The organism is Bacillus sp. IBL03825 (assembly GCF_024712505.1).
Taxonomy (GTDB): Bacteria; Bacillota; Bacilli; order Bacillales; family Bacillaceae_G; genus Bacillus_A; species Bacillus_A wiedmannii.
The window spans coordinates 1,009,199-1,034,616 of record NZ_JAMXKE010000001.1 but is presented as its reverse complement, the minus strand read 5'-3'; the positions used below and the strand labels follow the sequence as shown (position 1 = coordinate 1,034,616).

General features: G+C 36.2%; 26 protein-coding genes. 2 read left to right on the top strand and 24 right to left on the bottom strand.

From position 1 onward, the window contains the following. Positions 1-4: 4 nt before the first annotated feature. From NHG49_RS05410 to NHG49_RS05320, 19 genes are all read right to left on the bottom strand, one after another. A complete protein-coding gene (locus NHG49_RS05410; protein ID WP_064473817.1) occupies positions 5-1,270 on the bottom strand; it encodes an FtsW/RodA/SpoVE family cell cycle protein in 1,266 nt (421 codons plus the stop codon). A gap of 7 nt (positions 1,271-1,277) precedes the next feature. Then, positions 1,278-1,685: a PadR family transcriptional regulator gene (locus NHG49_RS05405; RefSeq protein ID WP_088047883.1), complete on the bottom strand. Its 408-nt coding sequence runs from the start codon at positions 1,683-1,685 to the stop codon at positions 1,278-1,280. 4 nt (positions 1,686-1,689) lie between these two features. After that, a complete protein-coding gene (locus tag NHG49_RS05400) occupies positions 1,690-2,223 on the bottom strand; it encodes a sigma-70 family RNA polymerase sigma factor (protein ID WP_064473815.1) in 534 nt (177 codons plus the stop codon). A gap of 222 nt (positions 2,224-2,445) precedes the next feature. Next, positions 2,446-4,128 carry an aerobic glycerol-3-phosphate dehydrogenase gene (gene glpD / locus NHG49_RS05395; protein WP_064473814.1) on the bottom strand — a complete coding sequence of 561 codons (1,683 nt, stop codon included), beginning with the start codon at positions 4,126-4,128 and terminating at the stop codon, positions 2,446-2,448. A 133-nt stretch (positions 4,129-4,261) separates the two neighbouring features. Further along, the gene (gene glpK / locus NHG49_RS05390; RefSeq protein ID WP_064473813.1) at positions 4,262-5,752 is read right to left on the bottom strand and encodes a glycerol kinase GlpK; all 1,491 of its coding nucleotides are present in this window, start codon (positions 5,750-5,752) and stop codon (positions 4,262-4,264) included. 12 nt (positions 5,753-5,764) lie between these two features. Then, positions 5,765-6,586, bottom strand: a complete 822-nt coding sequence (glpF, locus tag NHG49_RS05385; protein ID WP_064473812.1) for a glycerol uptake facilitator protein GlpF — start codon at positions 6,584-6,586, stop codon at positions 5,765-5,767. A 223-nt stretch (positions 6,587-6,809) separates the two neighbouring features. Next, on the bottom strand, positions 6,810-7,370 hold the full coding sequence (gene glpP, locus NHG49_RS05380; RefSeq protein WP_258125598.1) for a glycerol uptake operon antiterminator GlpP: 561 nt from the start codon (positions 7,368-7,370) through the stop codon (positions 6,810-6,812). 88 nt (positions 7,371-7,458) lie between these two features. Beyond that, positions 7,459-7,908: a helix-turn-helix domain-containing protein gene (locus NHG49_RS05375; RefSeq protein WP_064473811.1), complete on the bottom strand. Its 450-nt coding sequence runs from the start codon at positions 7,906-7,908 to the stop codon at positions 7,459-7,461. Between the two features lie 349 nt (positions 7,909-8,257). After that, complete coding sequence (locus tag NHG49_RS05370; RefSeq protein WP_088047884.1) at positions 8,258-9,109, bottom strand: DUF2935 domain-containing protein; 852 nt, start codon at positions 9,107-9,109, stop codon at positions 8,258-8,260. A 214-nt stretch (positions 9,110-9,323) separates the two neighbouring features. Then, entirely contained in the window at positions 9,324-9,524 is a 201-nt protein-coding gene (locus NHG49_RS05365) for a sporulation YhaL family protein (protein ID WP_000449229.1), read from the bottom strand. Positions 9,525-9,600: 76 nt separating this feature from the next. Beyond that, complete coding sequence (locus tag NHG49_RS05360; RefSeq protein WP_258125597.1) at positions 9,601-10,473, bottom strand: alpha/beta fold hydrolase; 873 nt, start codon at positions 10,471-10,473, stop codon at positions 9,601-9,603. Between the two features lie 237 nt (positions 10,474-10,710). Then, the gene (locus NHG49_RS05355; protein WP_061131481.1) at positions 10,711-10,965 is read right to left on the bottom strand and encodes a Phr family secreted Rap phosphatase inhibitor; all 255 of its coding nucleotides are present in this window, start codon (positions 10,963-10,965) and stop codon (positions 10,711-10,713) included. Then, positions 10,965-12,059, bottom strand: coding sequence for a response regulator aspartate phosphatase (locus NHG49_RS05350; protein WP_064473807.1), 1,095 nt, complete (start codon positions 12,057-12,059; stop codon positions 10,965-10,967). Before NHG49_RS05350 ends, NHG49_RS05355 begins: the two co-directional genes overlap by 1 nt. A gap of 255 nt (positions 12,060-12,314) precedes the next feature. Further along, on the bottom strand, positions 12,315-13,292 hold the full coding sequence (locus tag NHG49_RS05345; RefSeq protein WP_064473806.1) for a ring-cleaving dioxygenase: 978 nt from the start codon (positions 13,290-13,292) through the stop codon (positions 12,315-12,317). 27 nt (positions 13,293-13,319) lie between these two features. Beyond that, on the bottom strand, positions 13,320-14,267 hold the full coding sequence (locus NHG49_RS05340; protein WP_088047886.1) for a ring-cleaving dioxygenase: 948 nt from the start codon (positions 14,265-14,267) through the stop codon (positions 13,320-13,322). A 641-nt stretch (positions 14,268-14,908) separates the two neighbouring features. Beyond that, positions 14,909-15,238: a hypothetical protein gene (locus tag NHG49_RS05335; RefSeq protein ID WP_000566281.1), complete on the bottom strand. Its 330-nt coding sequence runs from the start codon at positions 15,236-15,238 to the stop codon at positions 14,909-14,911. A gap of 495 nt (positions 15,239-15,733) precedes the next feature. Beyond that, on the bottom strand, positions 15,734-16,678 hold the full coding sequence (yhaM, locus tag NHG49_RS05330) for a 3'-5' exoribonuclease YhaM (RefSeq protein WP_000726645.1): 945 nt from the start codon (positions 16,676-16,678) through the stop codon (positions 15,734-15,736). Positions 16,679-16,719: 41 nt separating this feature from the next. Beyond that, entirely contained in the window at positions 16,720-19,644 is a 2,925-nt protein-coding gene (locus tag NHG49_RS05325; protein ID WP_258125596.1) for an ATP-binding protein, read from the bottom strand. After that, on the bottom strand, positions 19,641-20,882 hold the full coding sequence (locus NHG49_RS05320) for a metallophosphoesterase family protein (protein WP_064473802.1): 1,242 nt from the start codon (positions 20,880-20,882) through the stop codon (positions 19,641-19,643). The genes NHG49_RS05325 and NHG49_RS05320 overlap by 4 nt, the downstream gene beginning before the upstream one ends. A 334-nt stretch (positions 20,883-21,216) precedes the next feature. Here NHG49_RS05320 and NHG49_RS05315 point away from each other — a divergent pair, with 334 nt between their 5' ends. Further along, the gene (locus NHG49_RS05315; protein WP_000539550.1) at positions 21,217-21,402 is read left to right on the top strand and encodes a YhzD family protein; all 186 of its coding nucleotides are present in this window, start codon (positions 21,217-21,219) and stop codon (positions 21,400-21,402) included. 24 nt (positions 21,403-21,426) lie between these two features. Here NHG49_RS05315 and NHG49_RS05310 read toward each other — a convergent pair whose 3' ends face one another. Then, positions 21,427-21,789: a hypothetical protein gene (locus NHG49_RS05310; protein WP_258125595.1), complete on the bottom strand. Its 363-nt coding sequence runs from the start codon at positions 21,787-21,789 to the stop codon at positions 21,427-21,429. 153 nt (positions 21,790-21,942) lie between these two features. On the opposite strand from NHG49_RS05310, the gene NHG49_RS05305 reads away from it, so the two are divergent. Then, positions 21,943-22,083 carry a YflJ family protein gene (locus NHG49_RS05305; RefSeq protein WP_000273536.1) on the top strand — a complete coding sequence of 47 codons (141 nt, stop codon included), beginning with the start codon at positions 21,943-21,945 and terminating at the stop codon, positions 22,081-22,083. Between the two features lie 66 nt (positions 22,084-22,149). Here the strand turns inward: NHG49_RS05305 and NHG49_RS05300 are convergent, their stop codons facing one another. The 4 genes from NHG49_RS05300 to NHG49_RS05285 all read right to left on the bottom strand — a co-directional run bounded on the left by NHG49_RS05300 (position 22,150) and on the right by NHG49_RS05285 (position 25,098). Beyond that, entirely contained in the window at positions 22,150-22,548 is a 399-nt protein-coding gene (locus NHG49_RS05300; RefSeq protein WP_064473801.1) for a hypothetical protein, read from the bottom strand. A gap of 104 nt (positions 22,549-22,652) precedes the next feature. Beyond that, positions 22,653-23,087 carry a hypothetical protein gene (locus NHG49_RS05295; protein WP_064473800.1) on the bottom strand — a complete coding sequence of 145 codons (435 nt, stop codon included), beginning with the start codon at positions 23,085-23,087 and terminating at the stop codon, positions 22,653-22,655. 159 nt (positions 23,088-23,246) lie between these two features. After that, positions 23,247-23,891, bottom strand: a complete 645-nt coding sequence (locus NHG49_RS05290) for a response regulator (RefSeq protein WP_064473799.1) — start codon at positions 23,889-23,891, stop codon at positions 23,247-23,249. After that, the gene (locus NHG49_RS05285; RefSeq protein WP_098103373.1) at positions 23,881-25,098 is read right to left on the bottom strand and encodes a sensor histidine kinase; all 1,218 of its coding nucleotides are present in this window, start codon (positions 25,096-25,098) and stop codon (positions 23,881-23,883) included. Before NHG49_RS05285 ends, NHG49_RS05290 begins: the two co-directional genes overlap by 11 nt. Between the last annotated feature and the right edge of the window lie 320 nt (positions 25,099-25,418).

Genomic DNA, 25,418 nt, shown 5'->3' with positions numbered 1-25,418 from the left:
ATTATCAAGGTGTTTTTCTCATGCTAAACGACATATCTTTACGTCGATATACACTTAACACGATCCCTATTAAAAGCGCATGGAATACAGTTGGTGTTAATCCATAACTAATAAAAGGCAACGATATAGAAGCAATCGGTAATAAACCTAAAATCATGCCCACGTTATAAATAAACTGGACTACGAAAAGAGTCATTCCTCCAACGAGAAGCAATTTACCATATCGGTCATTTATTTTATAAGATATGATTACTAATCTTGCTACAAAAAGAGAAAGAACGGAAACAAGAATTAGCGCAAGCACATACCCATAATAGTAAGTCAAACTTGCAAACACAAAATCAGTATCCGCAGCAGGGATGAACTTTGTATCTCCAGATGTACCAAACCAACCAGCCGACGACATTACCTCTTTTAAACGTATATACATAAATCCTGCGCCACCTGCATCACTCTCAGGATTTAAATACCCTAAAACTCTATCTAAGTGGTATCCTGAAGACCAGGATACCGATGCCTTAATAATAAATAAACAAATGGGTACAATCGTAATAATCAACGCCGTTTTCTTTCCTAACTTACTCCACCAAAGCATAACGAATACCATTGTCATATAAACAAAAATTGACGAAAGGGTGGATACAATTAAAAATAAATACAAAGAAAATAAATATAAAACCACAAGATGTATAACCTTTAGCCTATTATTATTGAAAAAAGAAGCCCAAGCTAGAAAAAAGAAAGGTACTGCCATTAAACAGTCAACTGCAATTGGACCAATTTTTATTAACGGTTCTCCAATCATTGAAGCGTTTGGAAAACAGTATAGCATTAACAGGACAACTACTCCGATTGTGTAAAACAACAATCCCATTCTCTCTAATTTCCGATAATCAAGTAACATCATCCCAATCGCTGTTATAACACCGAGAATAACAAATATCACCTTATTCATTATTACATCATTCGTATATTCAAAAGCTAAAACTGGCAAAAACCCTAACCCCATAGCAGCCACTAATAAAATAAGTAAGAACCAATCCACCTTTGGCTTATGTAGTTTGTTAAGCTCCTGCCCTAATTTAATCGGACTTCCCATTTGTTCCACAGCTTTATTTTCAGCGACTTCCTCACTTAATCCTTTTTCTATCCATGTGTTCTTCGCCTGTTTTAAGTGAAAGTCTAGTTCAGTTGCTACAAAGCTCTTTGCTTCTTTTGATTTAATATGGTTCGTAACTTCGCTTACAAAACGCTCCCCTTTTTTATTCAATTTCGCCTCACTCCTGTACTAAGCCTTTTAATATAAATTGTACCTTCGTAGCATTTTTCTCTGCCTTTCGCAGCATCTTTCTTCCTTTATCATTTAATTGATAATATTTCGCTCCTTCATGATCCCAACTTGATTGAATAAAACGATTCTGTTCTAGACGATGTAATACGGTATATAAAAACCCTTCATTTCCTTCGAATTTTCGAATCCCTCTCCCTCGTAGTAACTGTGACAATTCGTATCCTGTTTTTTCATTACTGAGGAGTTGTAAAATTGCTAAAGAGATGTCCTCTTCCTTTTCGTTTAAAGCATTGATTTTTTCGCGCACCTGCTTTCGATGTTGATCGGAAAAACTCAAATGTTTAAACGTTGTATTCTCCATTGATTTTCGCAGGCCTTTTAATCGATCTTCCATTTGATTACTCCTCCAATCCTTTCTTCAAAAGCTCCTTCGCTTTTTTCAGTCTCGTTTTTATCGTGTTTTCTTTCACGTCTATTACAATGGCAATATCTTTAATTGGTAATTCTTCATAATAAAATAGATAAATGACTTCTCGATATTTTATCGGTAAATTCATTACTGCAGAAGCGAGCTCACGGTCCTCCGCATTTTGAATGACAGTTTGTTCGACACTATCATTTTGAACCCCAATATAAGCCGATTCATCCTCTGTCACGATCACCTTTTTGTTATACCAACTTTTTACATAGTCCTTACATTGATTAATCGCAATTCTCCATAACCACGTTTTCACATTCGACTTCCCTTTGTATGTATGAAGAGATTTATAACATTTCACAAATATATCTTGCGTTACATCCTCAGCAACCTCTTTATTATTCACATATGAATACACAAGCTGTAAGACTTCTTGTCCATACTTATTCATGATTTCATCGATAAGGAGTTCCTTATCTTCTATTTCAAACGCTTCTACCGTTAATTCATCCACACCATTTCCTCCTCCCCATATATTAGACGACGCACCGTATGGAAAAGTTTTATTAATTTATAAAAAAATACGGATGATAGTGTCCGTATCGTTTTTTAACTTTAATTTTTCTTCACTAAGAGTAAACCTTTTATTGTGATACAACACTTTAATCGAGACTTTAGCACATTCATAATAAAACAAAAAACCACCTAAAGGCTCCCCTTCAGGTGGTTCTCTATTTTACGCTAATGCAGCTGCCTGCTCTTGTTGATCTACAGGAATTACAGCGTCTGTTAATGCTTTTTCTAGTTCAGCTGTGTATTTCATTTGCTCTTCTTTGCTCCAGCCTAGTTTCGCAGCCATGTAGTTGATTACTGCTTCTTTCCACTCATATACCCAGTGGATGTTGAAGAATACAGCGCCTCTACGGCGTACGAAGAAGTCAACTGGTTTTGCTGTCATTTCGTAATCCATTGCGTATACAAGTGGGATTAGAACGTCTAGTGGCATGTTGTATTCTTTCGCTTCGTCTTTATGTTTTTTCGCTAAGTCGAACAGTACGTCTACGTTAGAGCCGTAGAATTTCGCGAATTCTTCTGCTTGTGCTTTCGTTAAACCAGATTTCGTACCTTCGTCTGCTTTTTTCGCAACGAATGCTGGGAATCCGTGTGAACCACTTACATGTCCACCAGAGATTGGCATATGTTTCGTGTCGCTCTTCGGATATGCACTATGACCTTCTTTTTGTAATAGGTTTGTTACGTAGTCTACTACCATTTCAGCCATTTTACGGTATCCTGTTAATTTACCACCTGCGATTGTAATTAAGCCAGATTCAGAAGTCCAAATTTCATCTTTACGAGAAATTTCAGATGCATTCTTACCTTCTTCATAAATTAATGGACGTACACCAGCCCAGCTTGATTCTACATCTTTTTCTGTAATTTTTACACTTGGGAACATGTAGTTAATCGCATTAATGATATATGTGCGATCTTCTGTTGTCATGTGCGGTACAGCTGCGTCTTTATCATAGAACGTATCTGTTGTACCTACGTATGTTTTTCCGCCGCGAGGAATCGCGAACACCATACGTTTATCTGGTGTATCGAAGTAAATAGCTTGCCCTAACGGGAAACGTTTTTGGTCAATTACTAAGTGGACACCTTTTGATAACTGAAGTACTTTCCCTTTTTTCGAGTTATCTTTTTCACGAAGTGTATCTACCCAAGGGCCAGCTGCGTTTACAATTTTCTTACCGTACACTTCATATACTTCGCCATCTAGTAAATCGATTACACGTACACCGCATACTTTTCCATCTTTATATAAGAAACCGTCTACTTTTGCGTAGTTAACAGCTTTTGCACCGTGTTCAATTGCTTCTTTCATTACTTCAATTGTAAGACGAGCATCGTCTGTACGATATTCTACGTAGTAACCGCCGCCTTTTAATCCTTCTTTTTTCACAAGAGGCTCTTTGTTTAATGTTTCTTCACGGTTAAACATTTTTCTGCGCTCGCTTCGTTTTACGCCTGCTAAGAAGTCGTATACACGAAGACCAATGGATGTACTGAATGATCCGAACGTACCGCCTGTATGGAACGGAAGTAACATCCACTCTGGTGTTGTTACATGGGGACCGTTCTCATATACGATTGCACGCTCTTTCCCCACCTCTGCTACCATTTTCACTTCAAGTTGTTTTAAATAACGTAGACCACCGTGTACAAGCTTCGTTGAACGACTTGATGTACCTGCTGCAAAGTCCTGCATTTCAAACACAATTGTTGATAACCCGCGTGTTGCTCCATCTAATGCAATACCAGAACCAGTAATACCTCCACCAATTACGATCACATCTAACTCTTGTTTATTTACTCCGTTTAATACGTCTTTACGTTGTTTACTTGAAAATTTCATGGTAATTCCTCCCTTTGATAACGAAAAAAGAGACCACGAACTCCGCTATAGATTTCGCCTCTATAGCGTGTTGTGGTCTCTCCAAATCTCCTACCGAATTATTAACTTGTCACCATTATAACACTGTTTATGATTATTTGAAAGCTTTTGTTGCTTCAATTGCTTTTTTCCATCCAGCATATAGCTCTTCGCTTGTTTCCGCTTCCATCGTTGGTTCAAAGCGTTTGTCCATATGCCACTGTTCTTTAATTTCATCTTGGTTTTTCCAATATCCAACTGCAAGACCAGCTAAGTACGCTGCCCCTAAAGCTGTCGTTTCATTGATCACCGGACGCTCTACAGGAACATCTAAAATATCACTTTGGAACTTCATTAAGAAGTTATTTTTAACTGCTCCGCCATCAACGCGTAATGTTTTCAGTTCAATACCTGAATCTGCTTCCATTGCGCATAATACATCTTTCGTTTGGTATGCTAAAGATTCTAGCGTTGCACGAATGAAATGCTCTTTCGTCGTACCGCGCGTTACACCAAACATAGCGCCGCGTACTTCACTATCCCAGTACGGTGTACCTAAACCTACGAATGCTGGTACAACGTATACACCTTCAGTTGATGCAACGCGTGATGCGTATACTTCACTTTCGCTTGCATCTTTAAACATACGCATTCCGTCACGTAACCATTGAATTGCAGAACCTGCTACGAAAATACTTCCTTCTAATGCGTAGTTTACTTTACCATCTATTCCCCATGCAATTGTTGTTAATAGACCATGCTCAGAAGCTACTGCTTTTTCACCTGTGTTCATTAACATGAAGCAACCAGTTCCGTACGTGTTCTTCGCCATACCTTCACCGAAACAAGCTTGTCCAAATAATGCTGCTTGCTGGTCACCGGCTACGCCTGCAATCGGTATATTTTGACCGAAGAAGTGATAGTCGATTGTTTCGCCATAAACTTCAGATGATGGACGTACTTCTGGAAGCATGCTCTTTGGTACTGTTAACATGTCTAGAAGCTCATCATCCCACTGTAAGTCGTGAATATTAAACATTAATGTACGTGATGCATTTGAGTAATCCGTTACGTGCGCTTTTCCACCAGATAGTTTCCATACAAGCCACGTATCAATTGTTCCGAATAATAGATCGCCGTTTTCTGCTTTTTCTCTTGCACCTTCAACGTTATCTAAAATCCATTTTACTTTCGTACCAGAGAAGTATGCGTCAATTAAAAGACCTGTTTTTTCGCGAACCGTTTCGCTATAACCTTTTTCTTTCAACTCATCACAAATTTCAACTGTTTGACGAGATTGCCATACGATTGCGTTGTAAATTGGTTTTCCAGTCGTTTTATCCCAAACAACCGCTGTTTCACGTTGGTTCGTAATACCGATACCAGCGATTTGTTCTGGTTTTACATCAGCTTCGCTTAAGCAAGTTGCGATAACTGCTAAAATAGATCCCCAAATTTCTTGTGCATTATGCTCTACCCAACCTGGCTTTGGAAAATGTTGTGTAAACTCTTTTTGAGCTGAATGAACAATTTCACCTTTTTTATTGAACAGAATTGCGCGTGAGCTAGTTGTTCCTTGGTCTAAAGAAAGAATATATTTTTTCATATCGGTTTCCCCCTATGCTACTTTTCTACTATTTGTATTGCTTTCACTTTTTTTACTTGTCATATAAGAGATTGCTAGTACAATCACAGTTGCAATAATCACATAAATAAGTGCTACATTTTGTTTTCCTTCAAATACAACTTGATGGAATAATCCTGCAAGTGATCCACCTAAAATTGGACCGACTACTGGAATCCATGCATACTTCCAGTTTGAACCGCCTTTTCCTGCAATCGGAAGGAAGAAGTGTGCGATACGCGGACCTAAATCACGAGCCGGGTTAATCGCGTATCCTGTTGTTCCACCTAATGATAAACCAATACTTACGATTAAGAAACCTACGATAAATGGATTTAAACCATCTGCAAATTTATTTGCTCCAATTGCTAATATACCAAATACTAAAACGAATGTTCCAATCATTTCACTCAAAAGGTTTGTAAATGTGTTCGGAATTGCTGGACCTGTTGCAAATACACCTAATTTTGTTCCTGGATCTTCTGTTTCTTTCCAGTGTGGTAAGTAATGTAAATATACAAGAACTGCCCCGATAATTGCCCCAATCATTTGTGCTGCGATATAACCTGGTACGTCACTCCATGGGAACGCTCCCTTAAATGCTAGTCCTATCGTTAAAGCTGGATTCAAATGTGCCCCACTAATTGATCCAACCGCGTACGCTGCAACTGCTACCGCTAAGCCCCAGCCCATTGTAATGACAATCCAACCTGAATCTTTTGCAAACGACTTCTTTAAACTTACACCAGCGCAAACGCCGCCACCAAGTAAGATTAACAATGCAGTCCCTATTAACTCCCCTAAAAATGCTGACATAAAATCCCTCCACAATCAATTTAAATGCGTTCAAATGTGATAGAGGTAAAATGAATGGCCATTCGTTTTTTCAAAAGAAAAAGATCCACAGCTTACATGCTTCTATATAATATATAGAAACAATAAAATGTGGATCTCTTCTTTTCTCCGTCACGTTTATTAACTTGTCTATAATGTTAACCTTTCATGAAAGCGGTGTCAACAGAATTTTTTCACATTTTCGTCACTTTTTTTGGTAATGTTTCCATAGTTCTTTTTTTGATGTCGTAATTGCTGTCGCACCAGCATTTAAAGCTCTTTCAACACCTTCCACAGTACGAATGAAACCACCCGCTAAAATCGGGACACCAGTACGCTCTTTCACTTCAGCAATCACATCCGTTAGCGCACCAGGAAGCACCTCTATATAATCCGGCTTCGTCTTTTCTAGCAAATTACAGCTCTTTTCCATCGCGCTAGAATCAATTAAAAAGATGCGCTGAATAGAGACGACACCCTTTTGCTTCGCCTTCATAATCACGCTCGCCTTTGTCGAAAGTAACCCGTACGGTTTATATTCTTGGCATAAAAACTCCGTCGCATGCCCATCACTTTGTAATCCATGGATCAAATCAACATGTAAAAACACCTTTTTACTATGCTGCTTCGCAAGTGACACAACACTCTTCAATTGACCAACATGAATATCTAAAATAACAATATACTCATACGAACTATGTAATAGCTTTTCCAAATCTTTAATTTGCCTCACTGCCGGCAAAATCTTCTGTTCATGAAATTCCATTCTAAATGTCCCCTTCTTTATGTCATCCTATCCTTTATAGTACACAATTTGAGTAGAAAGAACAGCTAGTGCGGTGGAATTATTTCCTCTATCTATATATTTTCTTCAACTTATCAGAAGCCGTGCCACCTATAACCATTAGTATGAGGGGTAAAAAATTCATTACATATGGTGCATCTGCTACAAGTGTAATGCTTGCTCCGGCAAACTTATTTAACATCCATAAAACGATTTTTGTAATAAACAAAAATACGCCCATCATAAATAAACTATCGAAAAACACCTTCCATTTTGGATATGCTAACTGTTTACTATCTTCAATTACTTTCTGCGTCAACTCTTCGTCACTCCTTAATAATTCATCAATCGTAATACCGAACAGATCGCTTAAATGAATAATAATTTCAATGCTCGGATAGTTCTTTCCCGTCTCCCATTTCGAAACAGACTGCCTACTTACATGAATTTTTTCAGCCAAATCATTTTGCGACCAATTTCGTTTCTCTCGTTCTTGTTTTAAACGTTCACTAAAAATCATACTGTGTTTATCACCTCTCTACGTCTAGTATGGTCAAATAACTGATGAAGAGTAAAGCGAGTTGTCGTTGCGTTAGCTGTGCAACTTTTACGTTACAGGTTGTAATGGCGCTATGTAGTGTGTATATTTCATATGATATGCTCCTATAATAATTTCCCGAACAATAATATAACGAACAGATACTAGTTAAGACTAGATTAAGCATAAAAAATACGCCATCCTTTCTTATCATTCTCCAGAAAGAATAACGTACAGTTTCATTTTTAAACATTTTCATCACAAAGAAAAGAAGCTAACCATAAACTGTTAACTTCTCAGCTGAAAATAAAATATTATCTTTCCTTATCTTCTAATATCTAGGTTGTGATTGAATATTTGTAAGATGAACATCAAACATATCAATGATTTCAAGAAATCTATCAGCTTCACGGAAAACATGGTCTGCTAATAACGGATGAATGATACTCTTTATTTTACATTGCTCAATTAAATCACGCGCTGTTTTCTTAAAATCCCGAAGAGATGTAACCGACACACGATTTTGATCTAAAAATTGATCTAAAAGAGGGACTGTTTGGGATTGTGGCTTCATAGATTCTAAGTCAATTGCTTGATACATCAATTCATCAAAATCATTACTAAAATTCCGAGCTGTATCTACAAGCTTTCTTTCCGATGGATCAAGAAGATGACCAATAAATTTAGCGTGATCTGCCATAATCCTTAAAAAGAAAACATTTTCTTTAATAATAGCATCAGGAAGAGCATCTAATTTCCCTTCATTTAATTGTATTAAACGTTTTCTAAAATAATCAGCTTCCCTACTTGTATGGTCAACTAACAGTGGAAAGTTATTTTGTCCTGGCAATTTACACGTGAGAATTAACCCTAAAATTTTTCGTTTAAATCCCCAAATATTAGTTGCGGCTTGTTGTACTTCTGAATTAAATCTTTTTATTTGCTCAGGATCTGTTTCATTTGTATAGGAATGCGCTATTTGTTCGATATGTTCAAACAATCGATAAAATTGATTAGCCTCTTCGATTAGTTGCGTATCCTCACATCTAAACCCTAAGCGAAGAAAAAAAGAATGCTCCTTCATGATTCTAGACCAAAAACGAATTTCATTTAATGAACGCTCAACAAACATTACAGATGTAACACCTGTATCAGGATGTAATGTTGTTTCATCCCCATGCATTGTTAATCCCCCCTGTAGATACTGCGCTATTTCCATTCTTATGAGTGAACATATATATAAATACCATCAATAAAAGTTCATGATGAATATCATATACATGTAGAATTAAGCTTATATAAGCTTAGCTTGATGAACATATACTGCTCCAAAAAAAGAAAAAAGGCTACCACCTAGATGTAAAGTTCTCCTAGTTGGTAGCCTTTCAAAATGTCTATTAAAGCAATACCGAATCTTTATCACTATCCTGATTCCGTTTCTCTCGCTCTTCTTCTAAACGCTTCATATACACTTCGCCTTCTTTTTCGATAAACTCATTATCCATCTCTTGCTCTTTTTTTGAAGTATATAAAACCATGTAGCCACTTAATACGATCCCGACGATTACAAGATACACCCACCATGGTAAAGTTTCCACTGTACTTCATTCCTTTCCTTAGACAAGCCTTATTAGTTTCACTGTATGAGGAAAGAAGTGGATTTATGCTTAAAATTTATTGCGGATTCTTCGCGAAGAACGCTTGTACATATTCCATAAACTCTATTGGTTCCTGACGAAACGGTGCGTGGTATCCTTTTTCAATGATATGAAACGTACTATTTGCAAATAGCTCATGATACAGTTCACCATTTTCCCAAGAAACGCTCTTATCGTGTCGTCCCCATATAATTAAAGTCGGCACCTTAATTTTATCGGCTTCCATCGCAATGCGGCGCTCTCTCATTTTCGTCAGTTGATCATAATGCTCTTTATCATCGCGACTATTTTTCACTGCATTTTTATTATAATCTGTAATCTCTGTTACAGTTTGTAAGTCCGTTGATAGCGGTGGCACTTCATAGCTTTCTTTTTGCTGGAAAGACTCTATCCCTGTAGAATCCGCTAAAACGAGATGCGTTACTGCATCCGGATATAAATACGCTAAATTTAGAGACATCTCTCCGCCCATCGAATGACCCAGTACTGCGAATTGATCGTATCCGAGTTTCTTCATTAACTTATAATATAAATTCACTTGCGCAGGAAACGAATACTGAAAATCAACCGGCTTCGAAGAACGTCCAAATCCTAAAATATCAACCGCGATAATCGTATGGTCCTTTACAAGTTCCGGATAAATATCACTAAACCCATCTGAAGAACCACCAAACCCGTGAAGCATAAGTAAAGGCGGCTTCCCCTCACCAATTTGCTTAAAGTAAATCGTCTGCCCATCAATTTGCGCCATACTCTCTTTCGTATGCAGCTTCATCACAACAGTATTTTTCACTTCTCCAACCTTCGCAATCGGCTTATCAACGAAGTTACATACAATTAACAAAACGAGCACAATACCGCTAATGAAATAAAATTTAAACCGTTTCAAAATTCCCGTCTCCTTTCTCAAGTTGCTACTTAAAGTTTTTACATTATTTGGTTGTTTTATGATTATTTTTAACTGTAACCACGATAGTTACAATTATACTAAAAAAATATTACTCATTGCCATTAGTGATGGTTACTTTGTAACTATTATAGTTACATATTTAAAGTAAGTCAATTCTTTTTACGACCAAAAAGAAAAGGGACCTCGTTATGAGGTCCCTTCACTTTATTATTTAATTTAAAAATGGTCAGCGTGTGAGTCTTGCTTGCTAATACCGCCACCGTCACCTTTATTGAAGTTGGCCGGTGCTCCTCCATCGCCTCTATTATCTGCTGGTGCTCCACCTGTCTCTCCAATGTTAACGTAGTCTGGTCTTGCTGGTGCTGGAACATCACCGTGCTCCGCTTGTTGTACAAAAGAACTATTTAAACCGACAGATACAATACCAACTAACACTATACCAGTTACAGCCATACCTATTTTTTTAAACATTATTTTAATGCTCCTCTCTCTATCTTCTTCTCTTTTGCCTGTAATGCTTTGTAAAAATAATCACTTGCTTTCATGTAATTAGCATCCTCACGAAACTTTATTGCAAGTTTTTCCACATATTCCTGAGTGTAACTATATAAAGATTCTTTATCAAAATAAGTAATTCCTTTAAGGATAATCTGCTCTAATTCTTTAATAGGAACATTACCATTTACTGCTTTTAAAATACTAAAATGATGTATATACTCTTCATTTTCTAACTCCATACAAATATTTAATCCTCTATCAATTAATTCTTCAGCAATGTTTGTTTCTCCCAGTTTAAAATGTTCCCTAGCTTGTAGGAAAATCGCTTTGAAATGTGCTGGGAATTTCTCTGTTACTTCCGAAAGATGTCGAATAGCTAGTGCAGAAAGGTTTTGACTTGCGTATAGCCATCCTAAATTATGACGTACCCTTAAAAGCAATATAGCGTTATCCTGTTTTTGTAGAATATCTATCGCTGAATTTAGACACTCTTCTGCTTGTTCATATTGCTTTATTTGTATGGCAGTTAGTCCTAAAAGATTTTGAGATAAAGCAATATTCATATCTTGTCCTGATTGTTTTGAAAAAATTTCTTTAGCTTTATTTACATATTTCATTGTATTCATTGGTTGCCTTGTATTGTAGAAAAATGCAGAAAGACGATAACAGAATTCCCCATATTCTAATTCATCAGGAATATATTTTATTAGTGTTTTGGCCTTCTCATAACATCTACTTGCATCATTGTAATTTGATATTAGAGTTGCATGCATTGCCTTAAAAAAATAATAGTAATATGACAAACGATTTTCAGACGTTTTATAAATTTCATCAATTTTATCAAAACTATTTTTAGTAATTTGTAAGCCATCCGCCAGCACTTTATATCTAAAATCTAATAAAGAGTAATATAGCCATAAATCCCCATCCTCTTTTACATTAGAAAATTCACTCTCAATATCTTCCTTCATTTCCCTAGCTTTCTCTATATCTTGCTGCAACATTACACGATACCAATCATCTAAAGGATGTTTCATTTGCTCCCGTGTTACTACATCTGCTCCCATACACTCGCATCCCCTTTTCTCCAAACTTACAAAATTAGGATATTTATACAATTATTCAAATTGTATATCACCACCTCTTTTCTATGTATTGAAAAATAATTGTCAGAAAATTTATAATTTAAATGAATTATACCAAATATTTCTATTTATAAAATTTGAGAAACATTTTTCAGAAAATTTTATAGCCCAAATAAAAAAGCAAGCAGTTCCAGCGATCCGCTAAAACTACTTGCTCTCCTACTTATTATTTCTATTTTACTCTTTAATAAATTCCTTCGTACTTCTTACTGTATCAATTGGACGAACTAATTTTTCAATTTCTTCACGCTTTGGCTCTAGGAACGGAGGTAATGATAACTTTTCGCCAAGTGTTTCGTATGGCTCATCCCCCATAAATCCTGGGCCGTCTGTTGCAAATTCAAATAAAATTTGTGGTGCTACTCTTGCGTATAATGACTCGAAGAAGTGACGATCTACATATCCAGATGACGGAAGTTGGGCGCTACCGATTCTCTCAATCCACTCTTCTAATACAGCGCGATCTTCTACGCGGAATGCAGCATGGTGCACTGTACCAAAGCCTTGTTGTGCTTCCGGAAGAACCGTATTATGTTCTACAATGACAGAAGCACCGTTTCCGCCTTCGTTTACTTCAAATAAATAGAATTCTCCTTCTTGCGCAATCTCTTTAAATAATAGAACTTTTTCTAACACTTCTTTGAAGAAACTAAAGTTTGCGATACGAATAAATACAGGGCCTAAGCCAGTAATTGCATATTCTAATGGAACTGGACCGTTTTGCCATGGTGTACCTGATTCGATCCCTTTATCTAATTCATCAGAGATTAATTGATAGTGTTGATCATCGAAATCAACGAAAGAAAGAGTTTTCTTACCAAATTGCTCTTTAATGCCTGTATGTTCTACTTCAAGACGGTCAAAGCGTTTTACCCAATATGCTAACGCTGCATCAGTTGGCACTCGGAATGAAGTTTTTGAAATTTCATTTGTACCGTGTACTCCTTTTGGAATACCTGGGAAGTCAAAGAATGTCATATCTGTTCCTGCACTACCTTTATCATCTGCAAAGAATAAATGATACGTTTGAATATCATCTTGGTTTACTGTTTTTTTAACTAAACGCATTCCTAAAACGTGAGTGAAAAACTCATAGTTCTTTTCTGCACTACTTGTAATTGCTGTAACGTGGTGAATTCCTTTTAATTGGTTCATTTTATATTCCTCCAATGGTTTTTAATTTTATATTTTCTCTTCAATAGGTGCTAATTTCGCTTCAATTTCTGCTCGCTGATCTTCTAAGAACGGCGGTAAATCAAGTTTTCCTCCTAAATGTTCTACATCTCCATCAACTGTAAATCCTGGTCCATCTGTCGCAATTTCAAATAGGATTCCGTTTGATTCGCGGAAGTATAAGCTTTTAAAATAGAAACGATCGATAATGCCAGAAGAATGGAAACCTTTTTGTATCACCTGTTCTTCCCAATAAGCTAGCTCTGCATCGTTTTTTACACGAATTGCTAAATGGTGAATGCTACCGCGGCCCGGCTTTTCAGTAGGACCATCTAAATATTTCACAACGATTTCTCCGAAGGCTTCTCCTTTAATAGACTGGAAAACCGCTTCTTCATCGCTTCGGCTAACTTCTGTATAACCAAATATATCTGTTAATGTATTCGCCAGTTTATCAAGTCTACGCACTGTCATTTCCACAGAACCCATTCCTTGAATTTGATGCTGTGCAGGAACTTCGGATTTCTCCCACGTTTCCCAGTGCTCTACTTTTTCTCCGTTTGAAACGAGTAGTACGAGACGAAGACCTTCCGCATCCTCAAATTGCAAAGCAGGACGATTTGCATATGTTGTCATTTCACTATGTTTCACATCAAACTTCTCAAATCGTTCTTTCCAGTAACGTAAACTTTCCTCTGAAGGAACGAGTAATCCAATTCGAGTAATTGCATTCGTACCACGATACGTTTTTCCTACTAAAGGTATTTCAAAAAATGATAATTCTGTACCTGGACTTCCTGTTTTATCTCCATAAAATAAGTGATACATTGACGGATCATCTTGGTTTACTGTCATTTTCACACGACGTAAACCAAGTACATTTTTATAAAAATGGTTATTCTCACTTCCGTTTTTTGTAACCATTGAAATGTGATGATGCCCTTTAATTTCATACATTGATAATTCCTCCGTTTCATTTTACTAGTCAAGTGATAACTAAAAAATAATATGCTTCTTAGCTTTTCAATTTATTCTCATTATGTTTTTGTAAATTCATCTTAGTTTTTACTGAATAAGTTACTTCGTTTTTTTTAATCAAAAGCAACTGAGTGTATGTTTTTCATATGACTCAATCGCTTTCGTTACTATCACTTTACAACTCAAGTGATTAAAAAGCAAGAGAATAATCTCGAATTTGAGATATTTTTTTATTGCATAAAATTTCGGACTAAAAACACAAGAAATTCTTGGTTTGGAGACATTATAAAATTCATAAGTTGATGGATGTAGGATATCGCCAGCATTCAAAAAACACGCTAAGAGTATGCAAGGTTTTTTACAGTTTTTCAGCTAATTCAGTAACAAACAAAAATCTTAAAATCCCCTTCAGGATAGAAATGTATAAAAAAATGTATAGATTCATAGAGCAGAAAAAGAGGGTTCCCTTGTGAGAGCAGGCTTCTCCTTTTTCCTTGCTACCGATAATGAGACGTTATGTTAACCTCATATGTATAGAATATACAGTTAACTAAAAATGAACAATAAAAAACAGTAGTGTATAAAATCACTACTGTTTTTTATTGTTTCTTATAAGTGAATTATTTGTATTCCTGTCTATATAATTTAAACGAATAAATAGCTCCAACGAAGAATACAAAGGCTTCAAATAATATAAAGATTTGACGGAAATTCTCGATATCTTTACCAACTAAAGAAATAAATATGCAATTCATTAGAATTTGAGTAGTAAACATACAAGAAATAATTTTAAAATAAATAGCATTTGTTCTTTCATCTGGTTTACCAATTTTTTTATAAATAATAATAAGTGCAATTACTGAACCCAAAAATAGAAGTGCTGTAAGTCCTACAACGATATTGAAATTGCCTGTACTTTCTAACATCCATTTGTTTAATAGATCAATCATTATTATCTTCCTTTCCTACATAAGAGAATATTTCGTTCTTCTTTTTCACTATAATAAAAAAAGAAAAAGGAAAACATCGAACTTTCTTACAAACATTCGTGTATTCTTACAGTTTTGTCATTTTGTAAATATATTCACCGCCTTGCCTTTCGCTAACTGGCGGTTCAGCTTGGCGAAAGCTAAAAACCCGCCGAAAATAAGAGCCAGGAAATGAAATTTATATTGCCTAATGCTTAAAACTACTTCCTATATCGAAAATTATGTAAATAAGCTGCCCATATGGGCAGCTTATTGTATTTTTTGCTTAGCATATTTTTCTGAAATGCTGGCGGTACTCACCTAAAAAGTTGCTATGCTCCCATTCTAGTGGCAAGATATGTTTTATTAGTTCTTCGTTACACCCATGCGTACTTCTTAACTATTTTATTTCATTTTCAATAAAAAACAGCCTCACTAAGCTTATTAACACTTAATGAGGCCATTTGATTCACATTATTAATTATGGAACGTCGGTTTATAGAACGAACGATTATCAAGTGCAAAGACACGCTCAGTGTATTCGCCTGGTTTTGTGCGTCCTAATGCGCGGTCCATCATGTTCATTTTTGCATCTAAGTTATCGATGTAGTGCAGAATTTCTGCTTCTTTTACTAATGGTGGTTTTGGGCTACCCCATTCTGCTTTTCCGTGGTGAGAAAGGACGATGTGCTGAAGGATTAATACTTCTTCTGCATCGATTTGCAGCTCGTCTGCTGCTTTCCCAATTTCGTTCACCATAATAGAAATGTGGCCAAGTAAATTTCCTTCTAACGTGTATGTTGTGGAAATTGGACCAGATAATTCGATTACTTTACCAAGGTCATGTAAAATAACGCCTGCATATAATAAGTCTTTATCTAACGATGGGTATAAAGCCGCAATAGCTTTCGCTAAATCAAGCATCGATACGACGTGATAAGCTAGTCCAGATACGAACTCGTGATGGTTCTTTGTCGCTGCTGGATATTCTAAAAATTCGTTTTGATGCTTATTTAACAAATGTCTTGTTAGACGCTGAATGTTTGGGTTTCTCATTTCAAATATGTATTGCGTAATTTTTTCGACCATATCTTCTTTTTTCACTGGTGCTTTTTCTACGAAATCTGAGATGTCCGTTACTTCATTTTCATTCGCAACTCGGATTTGTTTCACGCGTAATTGAATACGTCCTTTGTAGTTTAAAATATCACCAGCTACTTTAACGATTGTTTCTGCTACATATTGTTTCTCAACTTCTGGTGATACGTCCCATAGCTTCGCTTCAATATCTCCACTTGGATCTTGTAAGATTACTGTTAAAAACGGCTTTCCATTGCTTGCTAAACCTTTTGTCGCTGTTTTAATTAACAAGAAAACATCGACTTGTTCACCAACTTCATATTCTGCAATTTTCTTTTTCATTCGAATTCCTCCACCAAATCAATTACTTTTAGTATAGCATACTACAACTCATTTTCTTTACGCTTATGCGTTAATTTTATAATCTGTTTTTCTGTAAAATACGTTAGTAAATGCACATGGCATGTAAAGAAGATTACTTGTCTATCTTGCGCAATTTCCTTTATTAGTTCAATTGTGCGATTTGTCCTTACCCCATCAAAATGTACGAAACTATCATCAATAATAAACGGATAGTCATGCTCAAATGTTTTCGCTAATGCAAATCGTAACGATAAATATAACTGCTCCGCTGTCGCTTGGCTTAGTTCATGACTGTAAAAACGCATACCGTCGTTACGCTCAACGATGAACGGTTCCGCCTCTGACGGTGAAAAGATTTTACTATATCGTCCGCCTGTTAAATAGACGAAATACTCTTCTGATTTTTGTAAAATACGAGGAAGATGTACTTCATGATAATATTGCTTCGTTTTCGTTAACACTGTCTTTGCGGCCGCATACGCAGCCCACTTCTTCACTTGTTCACGTACTTGCGCTTTTTTCATTTCCCATTCATGCAATAAATCACCGTACGTACTACCTTCTTCTAAATTCGCAATTTCCATACGATGTTTCGCCATGCGCTCTGTCAGTTCTTTCTCTTTCGTAAGACAGTTTTGTGCAACTGTCAGTTCTTGCTTTAATTTTTCCTCATAACCGTCAGCCTCATAATGTTCAGCTAATGATAAACTCGTTAAACGCTGTTCTAACAAATCAATTTGCGGTAATAAACGCCCTACTTGCTTCTCAGCATCTTCACGTTTTTCCGATAGTTTACCTGCTTCTAAAAACATCTCTTCATCAGTTGAATGTGCGATATGCCATAAACTATCTCGCTCTACTAACAGTTGTTTCAATTGCTCTTGCATGAACTCATATTCTTCTTGCCATTCCGTAAGCTTCTCTTTTAACTGCTTACAAGTTTGGCGCTTTTCTTTCTCATTTTGCATACGGCTTTGTGCCTCGTGCAGCTTACTATACTCCGCACTACCGATAACAGTTTCTAGTTTATGTTCAAATTGCGAAATCATTTCATATAATGAAGATTTCCGAGCGCTTTGTTTCTCTAACTCACGATATAATTGCTGCATTTTTTCCATACGTTCAAACGCTGGCAATATGTGTGCATACGTATAAAATTCAGGGAACATATAGCGCATTTTATACACATCTACTTGTTCGCTAGTGCGGAACGTTTCTCTCTCCCATTCCTCATACGATGAAACGACTTTATCATACGCTCGTTCCATTTGTTGTAACTTATACGACTCGCGCTCAAATAGCTTCCGAATCTCTTCATCTTTTTCTAACTGATAGCGAACAGACATCGCTTCTTCACTTTGTCTCCCGCCAGCACTTTGCTGAAGAGTAAGAAACTCTTCTTGTAATCCACTTGACGGATCTTTATATAAAACGAGGGCCAGAACAATCCCTACAAAAATAATGACACTAATAAATAAGAGTAGGCGGTTATCTATAAATAAACTCGTGAATAAAACAAGCGTGTTAATAATAAGTAACAGAAGACAAACTCTTTGCCACTGCTTTTTCTTTTGCATAGCTGCTCCTGCTTTTTCCTCATACTTGCGCTTCATTCTCTCTGCGCCCATACCGATAAACGCCGCATCTTGGAACGACTTCTCTTTCTCCGCTAACGTATTTCGCTCTTCCTCCGCTAACATTTGTTGCTTAATCTGTCTTATGTTTTCTTCTTGTTCTTCTAATTGCTCCTGCGCCACTTTAAAACGGTCATCGAGCTGCGCTTTTTGCGTTTCTAGTTCGCGCGCCTTTTGCACTGCTTGGTTAATTAACTCTTTCGTTGCCAAACTCATATCAAACGAAAGAACTGTTTCTTTTTCAAAAGTAGCACCGATTTGTTGCTCTAGCTCCGTAAGTTCTTCTTTTATATTCGTAATCGTTCCTGTCATATCACGCATTTCTTGGCGTGCATTTTCGTAAGACATGTGCTGCATACGAAGTTCTTCTACATAACTTTCTTTTTGTAAAAACTCTTCATCTATTTGAATCGATTCCATTTCCGATTGCACATTCTCTATTTTTTTATAGAGCGAATCAACTTGTAATTGGAGCGGCTCCATCTTCGCCTTAATCGCTTCATAACGCGCCATCCCGTTTACAGGAAATTGCCCGCTCTCGTTTTGTAACACTTTCTCATGCGCACGCTTTTCAATAACGAGAGGCTCAAGCGCAGCTAATATTTCATAATCTTGCTTTCGCTTTTCTGCACTCTCTTTTTCCACGCGAACAGCAGCAAGTTTCTCTTCACTTTCTTTTAACTGCTCCACTTGCTTTTCATACGTGCCAATTTTCCCTTGCCACTCTTTCATCTTCTCTTCAAGCTTCTTCATCTCTTGCAGTGACACGTTAATTTCTGGTTTACGACCACTCGGCTTAAAGCGCTGATCCATTTCTTTTTCTAGCTTTTTATCTAGCTGTAATAACGCATCACTTCCGACTGCACTTGCCGAAAATAAATAATTGCCGATATCCGCTTCGCCTAGCTGGTGAATATTTTGAAGACCGTGCATATCAAATGAAAAGACAGATTCAAATAAACTTTCATTCATCCCGCTTAGTATGTCCTGTAAAATTTCTTCGCCGCCCGTTTTTCCGTCTTCAAAATAAACGGTCACCTCACCAGCTGCCGTCTTTGGCAATCGTTCAATTTTCAAACGACCGTACTTCTCTGTTTGCACAGTCATCGCACCGCCATACTTGCCGCCTTCTTTCGGCTCATAACGGCGCTGTCCTCTCGTCGGAAAACCGAATAAAATACTTTTCATAAACGAGCGAATTGTCGATTTCCCCGCTTCATTTTCACCGTACAGCACCGTCAGCATTGAAAGATCCATTTCCACATTTTCTAATTTTCCGTACCCATAAATATGGAGTTTTTCAATTCTCATTTTTTATCCCTCTCTTGCTGGAATAATTGCTCTAAAATAATATTTTCCGCTTCCTTTTGAATCTCTTTCTTCTCTTCTTCTGTAAAAGATTCAATACTATTACGCGCTACAGGAGATGTCCAAATCGTGCGCAACACACCGTCCATATTAGTGAACGCTTCTAACTCTTTTAGCACACTACCGACGAAATGATTTTCTTCTTTCAAACGCTCGATTTCCGCAAAAGAAACCGTCTCATTTTTCCACTTCATCGCATATACGAAATCTTTTCGCTCTTCTCCCGCTGCTAAAATATGAAAAATCTCTTCCGCGCGCTTGTCATCACGTAAATAAGGAGAAAGTGGGCCCTGCCCTGTAAATATGACAGTTAATAGTGTCCCTTCTTCTTCTCTTCGGCATTCATTCATCATGGTTGATATCACCGTCATAAGTTCATCAACAGTTTCCAGTCCATCGATACTCACTTCTACCTCATCCCACACAACATCCGCTGTATGGAAAAATGAACATTGCGTTCCCTGTTTCGTAAGTTCAATAAGATACGCGCCCTTCTCTCCAGTTTCCTTACGATGACGCCCTTGTATATTCCCTGGATAAATAATGCACGGCTCTTCTAATAAAATTTCACGTTTATGTATATGACCAAGAGCCCAATAATCAAACTGCTTTTCTTTCAGCTCACGAATTTGAAACGGTGCATAGCGATTATGCTCTGCATCTCCTTCCACACTTCCGTGAAGCATGCCAATATGAAAAGGCGCATCACTCATTTTCATATACTGCGCTGTCATATTATCCGTTACCGCTTGCTGTAAATAACTAAACCCGTAAATAGAAGCGAATAGCTCACCATTTTTATAAAATGATTTCTCTTCTACATAAGGCTCCGTAAACACATGAACATTTTCCGGAAACTCAATTGCTGCCCAGCTTCCCCCTAAATGATCGTGGTTACCGTGAATAATAAAAACAGGGATATCGTACTGCGACAGTCTCTTCATTTGCTCGCGCACAAACACTTGCGCCCTCAAACTTCTCGTCTCCGCATCATACAAATCCCCGGCTAGTAATACGAAATCAACGCGCTCTTGAATCGCTTTATCAATAATACGTTCGAACGATTCAAACGTACTTTGTTTCATTCTCTCCCAAACAGACTGTGGTACATTCATCTCCATCCCTTTAAACGGACTATCCAAATGCAAATCAGCCGCATGTATAAACTTCACTTGTTTCACAAATAACGATCCTTTCTATATTTCAAAAGTTTCATTTTATCAATATTAAAATTGCTGAAAACTTTAATAAGTAGGCATGAATAGACTCCCCAATAGTTACAGTTTCACCTTACCCCGTATTAACGGGCAGTAGACAAAGAAGCTTATCTGAAAGTTAACTGCCCATAAATACCCGATTGGTTCAACTAATAATAAGCAGGGGATAAAAAACTCCCCTGCTTATTAAAGTTTCACTTTATTGTAACACGCAATGTCATATATTTCTTTGCATATTCTAGTGATTTATGCCAAAATAGTTATAAGATTCTGATTTTTATTATTGGAGGGAATTTTCATGGGAGTATACGTTCTAACAGTCTTTGAAAAAGATGGTTCAAAAGCATTAGATGAATCATTCGAGGCGGCAACTGAAAAAGAAGCGAAAGCAAAAGGTGAATCTATTTTACAAGAAAAAGGATTGCACGAAAAAACACATCGCTGTACATCTTCTGCAGGTAAGCTCGTTTTATTCCAGCGCTAAAAAAGAAGCGTCATCCGCTTCTTTTTACTCTACTATATCTTCGTCACACCACGTAAACACCACATCTAGAATGCGATTACCGATACGTACGCGCTTATTCCATTTTCCTGTTTGGATCTGATGTTGCAATTCTGCTTTCATCTTTTCCGTCCAGTCGTGAATCGTTTCACTACCGGCGTACGGATATACGCTCGGAAACTCTTCCTGCAGTAGATGCAAGCTCTCTGCATCAAAATGAAAATGGAAGAAGTAGTTTGCTGTAAGCGATGGTTCTTGCAATTGTAAAAAATGATCATCAACTTGCTTTCTATTCCTATAGAAAGTAAAGATATTCACTTTACCGCTCGTAATTTGGTCAATTTGAATTTCGTGCTTCTCTATAATCACGTCTTGTCCACCTCGTTATATACTATCCTTAGTATATATGTCTTTTGCAACAAAGTTAACCATTTTCGCGCGAAATTCATTTCCTTCATTAATACCCGTACCTCCAAGTATGATCAGAACAAACAAAAAACAAAGTTGAAGGGGAGCGATCACATGTATTTCGGAAGCAAAGGTTGGTATGTAAAAGAACTTAAAAAATTAGGTATTCGTACTTACGAAGGTAAAAAACTAGAATCATATCGTACGCATGTGTTATCTAGTTTACTTGAGAGAATGAAGAAGGCTTCGGCTTAATTGATGTAGGAAGCAACTACGGTTGCTTCCTTTTTATTTAGTAAATAAAAAGAAAATCATCATACCTTAACTTATTAACTTTACCGTTATACTTCCTTGATAGAAACCACCCATTATCAACTGAATCTCTAGTACCAAATACTCTTCCAGATAATCATTTGTATATATTTTAAATTCTCCATACTTATTAACTCGTCCGCTTCCAACATACATATCACCACTTGTTATGATAATTGTTGAATGAGGTTCTGCACGGCCCCATATACGACTATTACTATAGTCCAAAGCATCCACATTTATTTTTTGATGAATATTATTAACTGAATCTCTACATTTATTTTCACACAAATTAACATTGCTTTCTTCCGCCCTCGAAAGTGCTCGATTCCTGCTAGTCTTTTCTGAAGAGAAAGCAACATTCCCCAGCCAATTAAACCTATCAAATATAGTAATAGGTAAAAACATCTAAGTTAACTCCCCCCATTCTTCCAATACGTTCTTCTCATTTTTATGAACTTATAACAATACATTTTATGTTGGGATAAAAGAAAACAGCTTTGATTTCCTATTCAATTTCGCACTGTTAATTTGTACAGAACACATAGAATACTGTTTTTCACCCCAGATGCCATGACAACACTACATAAAAGAAACCACGGTCCATTAAATGTAAATCCATCTTCAAATATATTAATAATAATTATGTTGCCAATTATTAAGAGAATCCATGAAATGGAATACTGTTTTCCATTTGTAATATATAAAATTCCATCCTCATAACAGACTGTAATTCCCCCACCTTGCCAAACACCAATAGCGAAAGAAAAAAGCATAACTGCCAATAACTCTGCTTGTAAATCTCTAGTCATTGGTTGCGGCGCCGTATAAGTAATAATCCCTATCATCATGAGAAAAGTAATAATATGTATCCAGTTTAATTTTGTTTGTTTGCTTTGCAGCCAAATAAAGAAAATTACTACAGAAATTAAAAACAAAGTTGCCATTTAATTATTCTTCTTCCTTTCCCACATTAAAAACGTCTGTGTAACGCAATTAGAGCGTTCTTAAATCTCTCATACTTTCTAAAGCATAACATGAGAAAGAAATAAAAAAATCGTACAAAAGGGCAAGCCTATAATGTACGATTGGGCATATATAATGTTTTAAAAATGAATTAATTTCCTTTCAATAGATACAGCTACTGCTTCTGACCTTGAATTAACACCTAATTTATTGTATATATTTGTTAAATACGCTTTTACCGTTCGCTCAGCTATTCCCATATCGAATGCAATTTCTTTATTCTTATTTCCACGCGCAATAGCTTTCAACACAAACAATTCTTTTTCTGTTAAGTTATTTTCTTCAACCATATTAGCATGTATTTCTTTCCTTTTATAATTCACTATCTTTTCCATAATATTGGGTTGTAGTAATATCTCACCTCGAATAGCCGCTTCCAATGTTCGAAACAAATTCTCACGATCCGTATCTTTTAGCAAATATCCTTTTGCCCCTAACTCAATTCCCTTTAACATTAATTCATCTTCGTTATAAGTAGTTAATATAATAATCGGCGTATGGTTTTGTTTTTCATTCAAAGCCTCAATTGTTTCTAAACCACTCATTTTAGGCATATTCAAATCCATTAAAATAACATCAGGTTTCTTTTTTTCTATGAAAGAAAGGGCTTCTTCTCCGTTTGCAGCCTCACCTATAATTTGAAATGAATCACTCGTTTCTATTATTAATTTCAGACCTTCTCTTACAACGAAATGATCATCCACAATTAATACGTTATACTTCATGGCTATCTCCTTCATGATTGATAGGTACTTGAATATACACTTTCGTACCCTTCATCTTTTCACTCAATATATGTATTTCTCCATTCATCAATCGAACACGCTCATTTAAGCCAATTAAGCCGTAATGTCCAGGATTCTTACCGATATCTCCAGTGTCAAAACCAATTCCATTATCTTCAACTTCAATAGTAAGTTTTTCAAGATCATCGATATATTCAACTTTTAAATTTACCTCTGTTGCCTGCGAATGTTTTGCGATATTCGTTAAACATTCACTAATTACATATAAGCAGTGCTCTTTTACTACGCTTGAAATATGCGGAGGGCTTTGAATAGTAAATCTCACGTGTATAGACGTAGCCTCAGAAAAACGTTGAACTTCTTCCTCTACTGCTTTATTAAATGAATTGGTAGTATGACGCAAATCATCAATAACCAGCCTTGCATCATGTAAAGTTTGTCTCGCTCTTATCATAGTTTGTTTCATAATCTCTTGAGATCGCACTGTATTCCCTTTTTGCATATGGGCATCTATTGCTTCCAATTGCATAATTAAGCTCGCTACACCTTGCGCTAACGTATCATGTAAATCTCTTGCCATTCGCTGTCTTTCATTAGCTAATGTCAATTCTTCCACTCTCATATATGCAGACTCTAACTCTTGAATATAACTCTGTATACGATTACGTGCATCAAATTGCTGCTTATTAATATAAGAAAAAGGAATAATAATTGCTAACACTAAAAGAAACATAGAAATAAGAATAGCTAATTTATTCACACCATAATTTATACTAATTGCAGTACAAAATATGGCGTACATAAGAGTAAAAACTGCTATTACTTTAAATATATTGTGATAAACATATAGACTTTGGGCAATTAAAATAGGTGTTAATCCAACAAAAATTGCTATCGAAGCATTTGGTACAATAAATGCAGCCAAAAACACAATGAAAAGTTGTACAAAAAAGAAGTATAACAATTGCCTATTCCTTAATGAACTAGCATACCAATGAAAAACAGTATGAATAACAATGACTATTGTAAAGAAGAAACTATCCATTGAGAGAATACTATTACGAAATTCTAAAAGCATTGAAGCTATATATACGAGTGTAATCCATAAAATAATAAACCTTCTTGGAATAAATACCGCTTCCAATACATTTTTATCCAAATCTATATTTGAATTTATTTTTTTCATATTCGACCTCCACCATTATATTATACAAGATACAGCTTACATTTTGATAAAGTGAAGGCTTTTACATACAGCCCGACTCCCACAAATAGCGGGATAAGTCACTTATTCCTCTTCATCCTCATTACCAAATACAAATATTAATTATTGCATATCGAAATGCATTGATATTTATGTAAGATTATTATTCAGCAATGCTACATAATTAATGTATATTTTAAAAGTTTGCACAATCAAAATCTCCTCAAAGTATAAACGACGACTTTCTGTTCCCTTTTACTTAGTGCTAATGAAATAATCATTTAAACTGAAAATGCTATAAT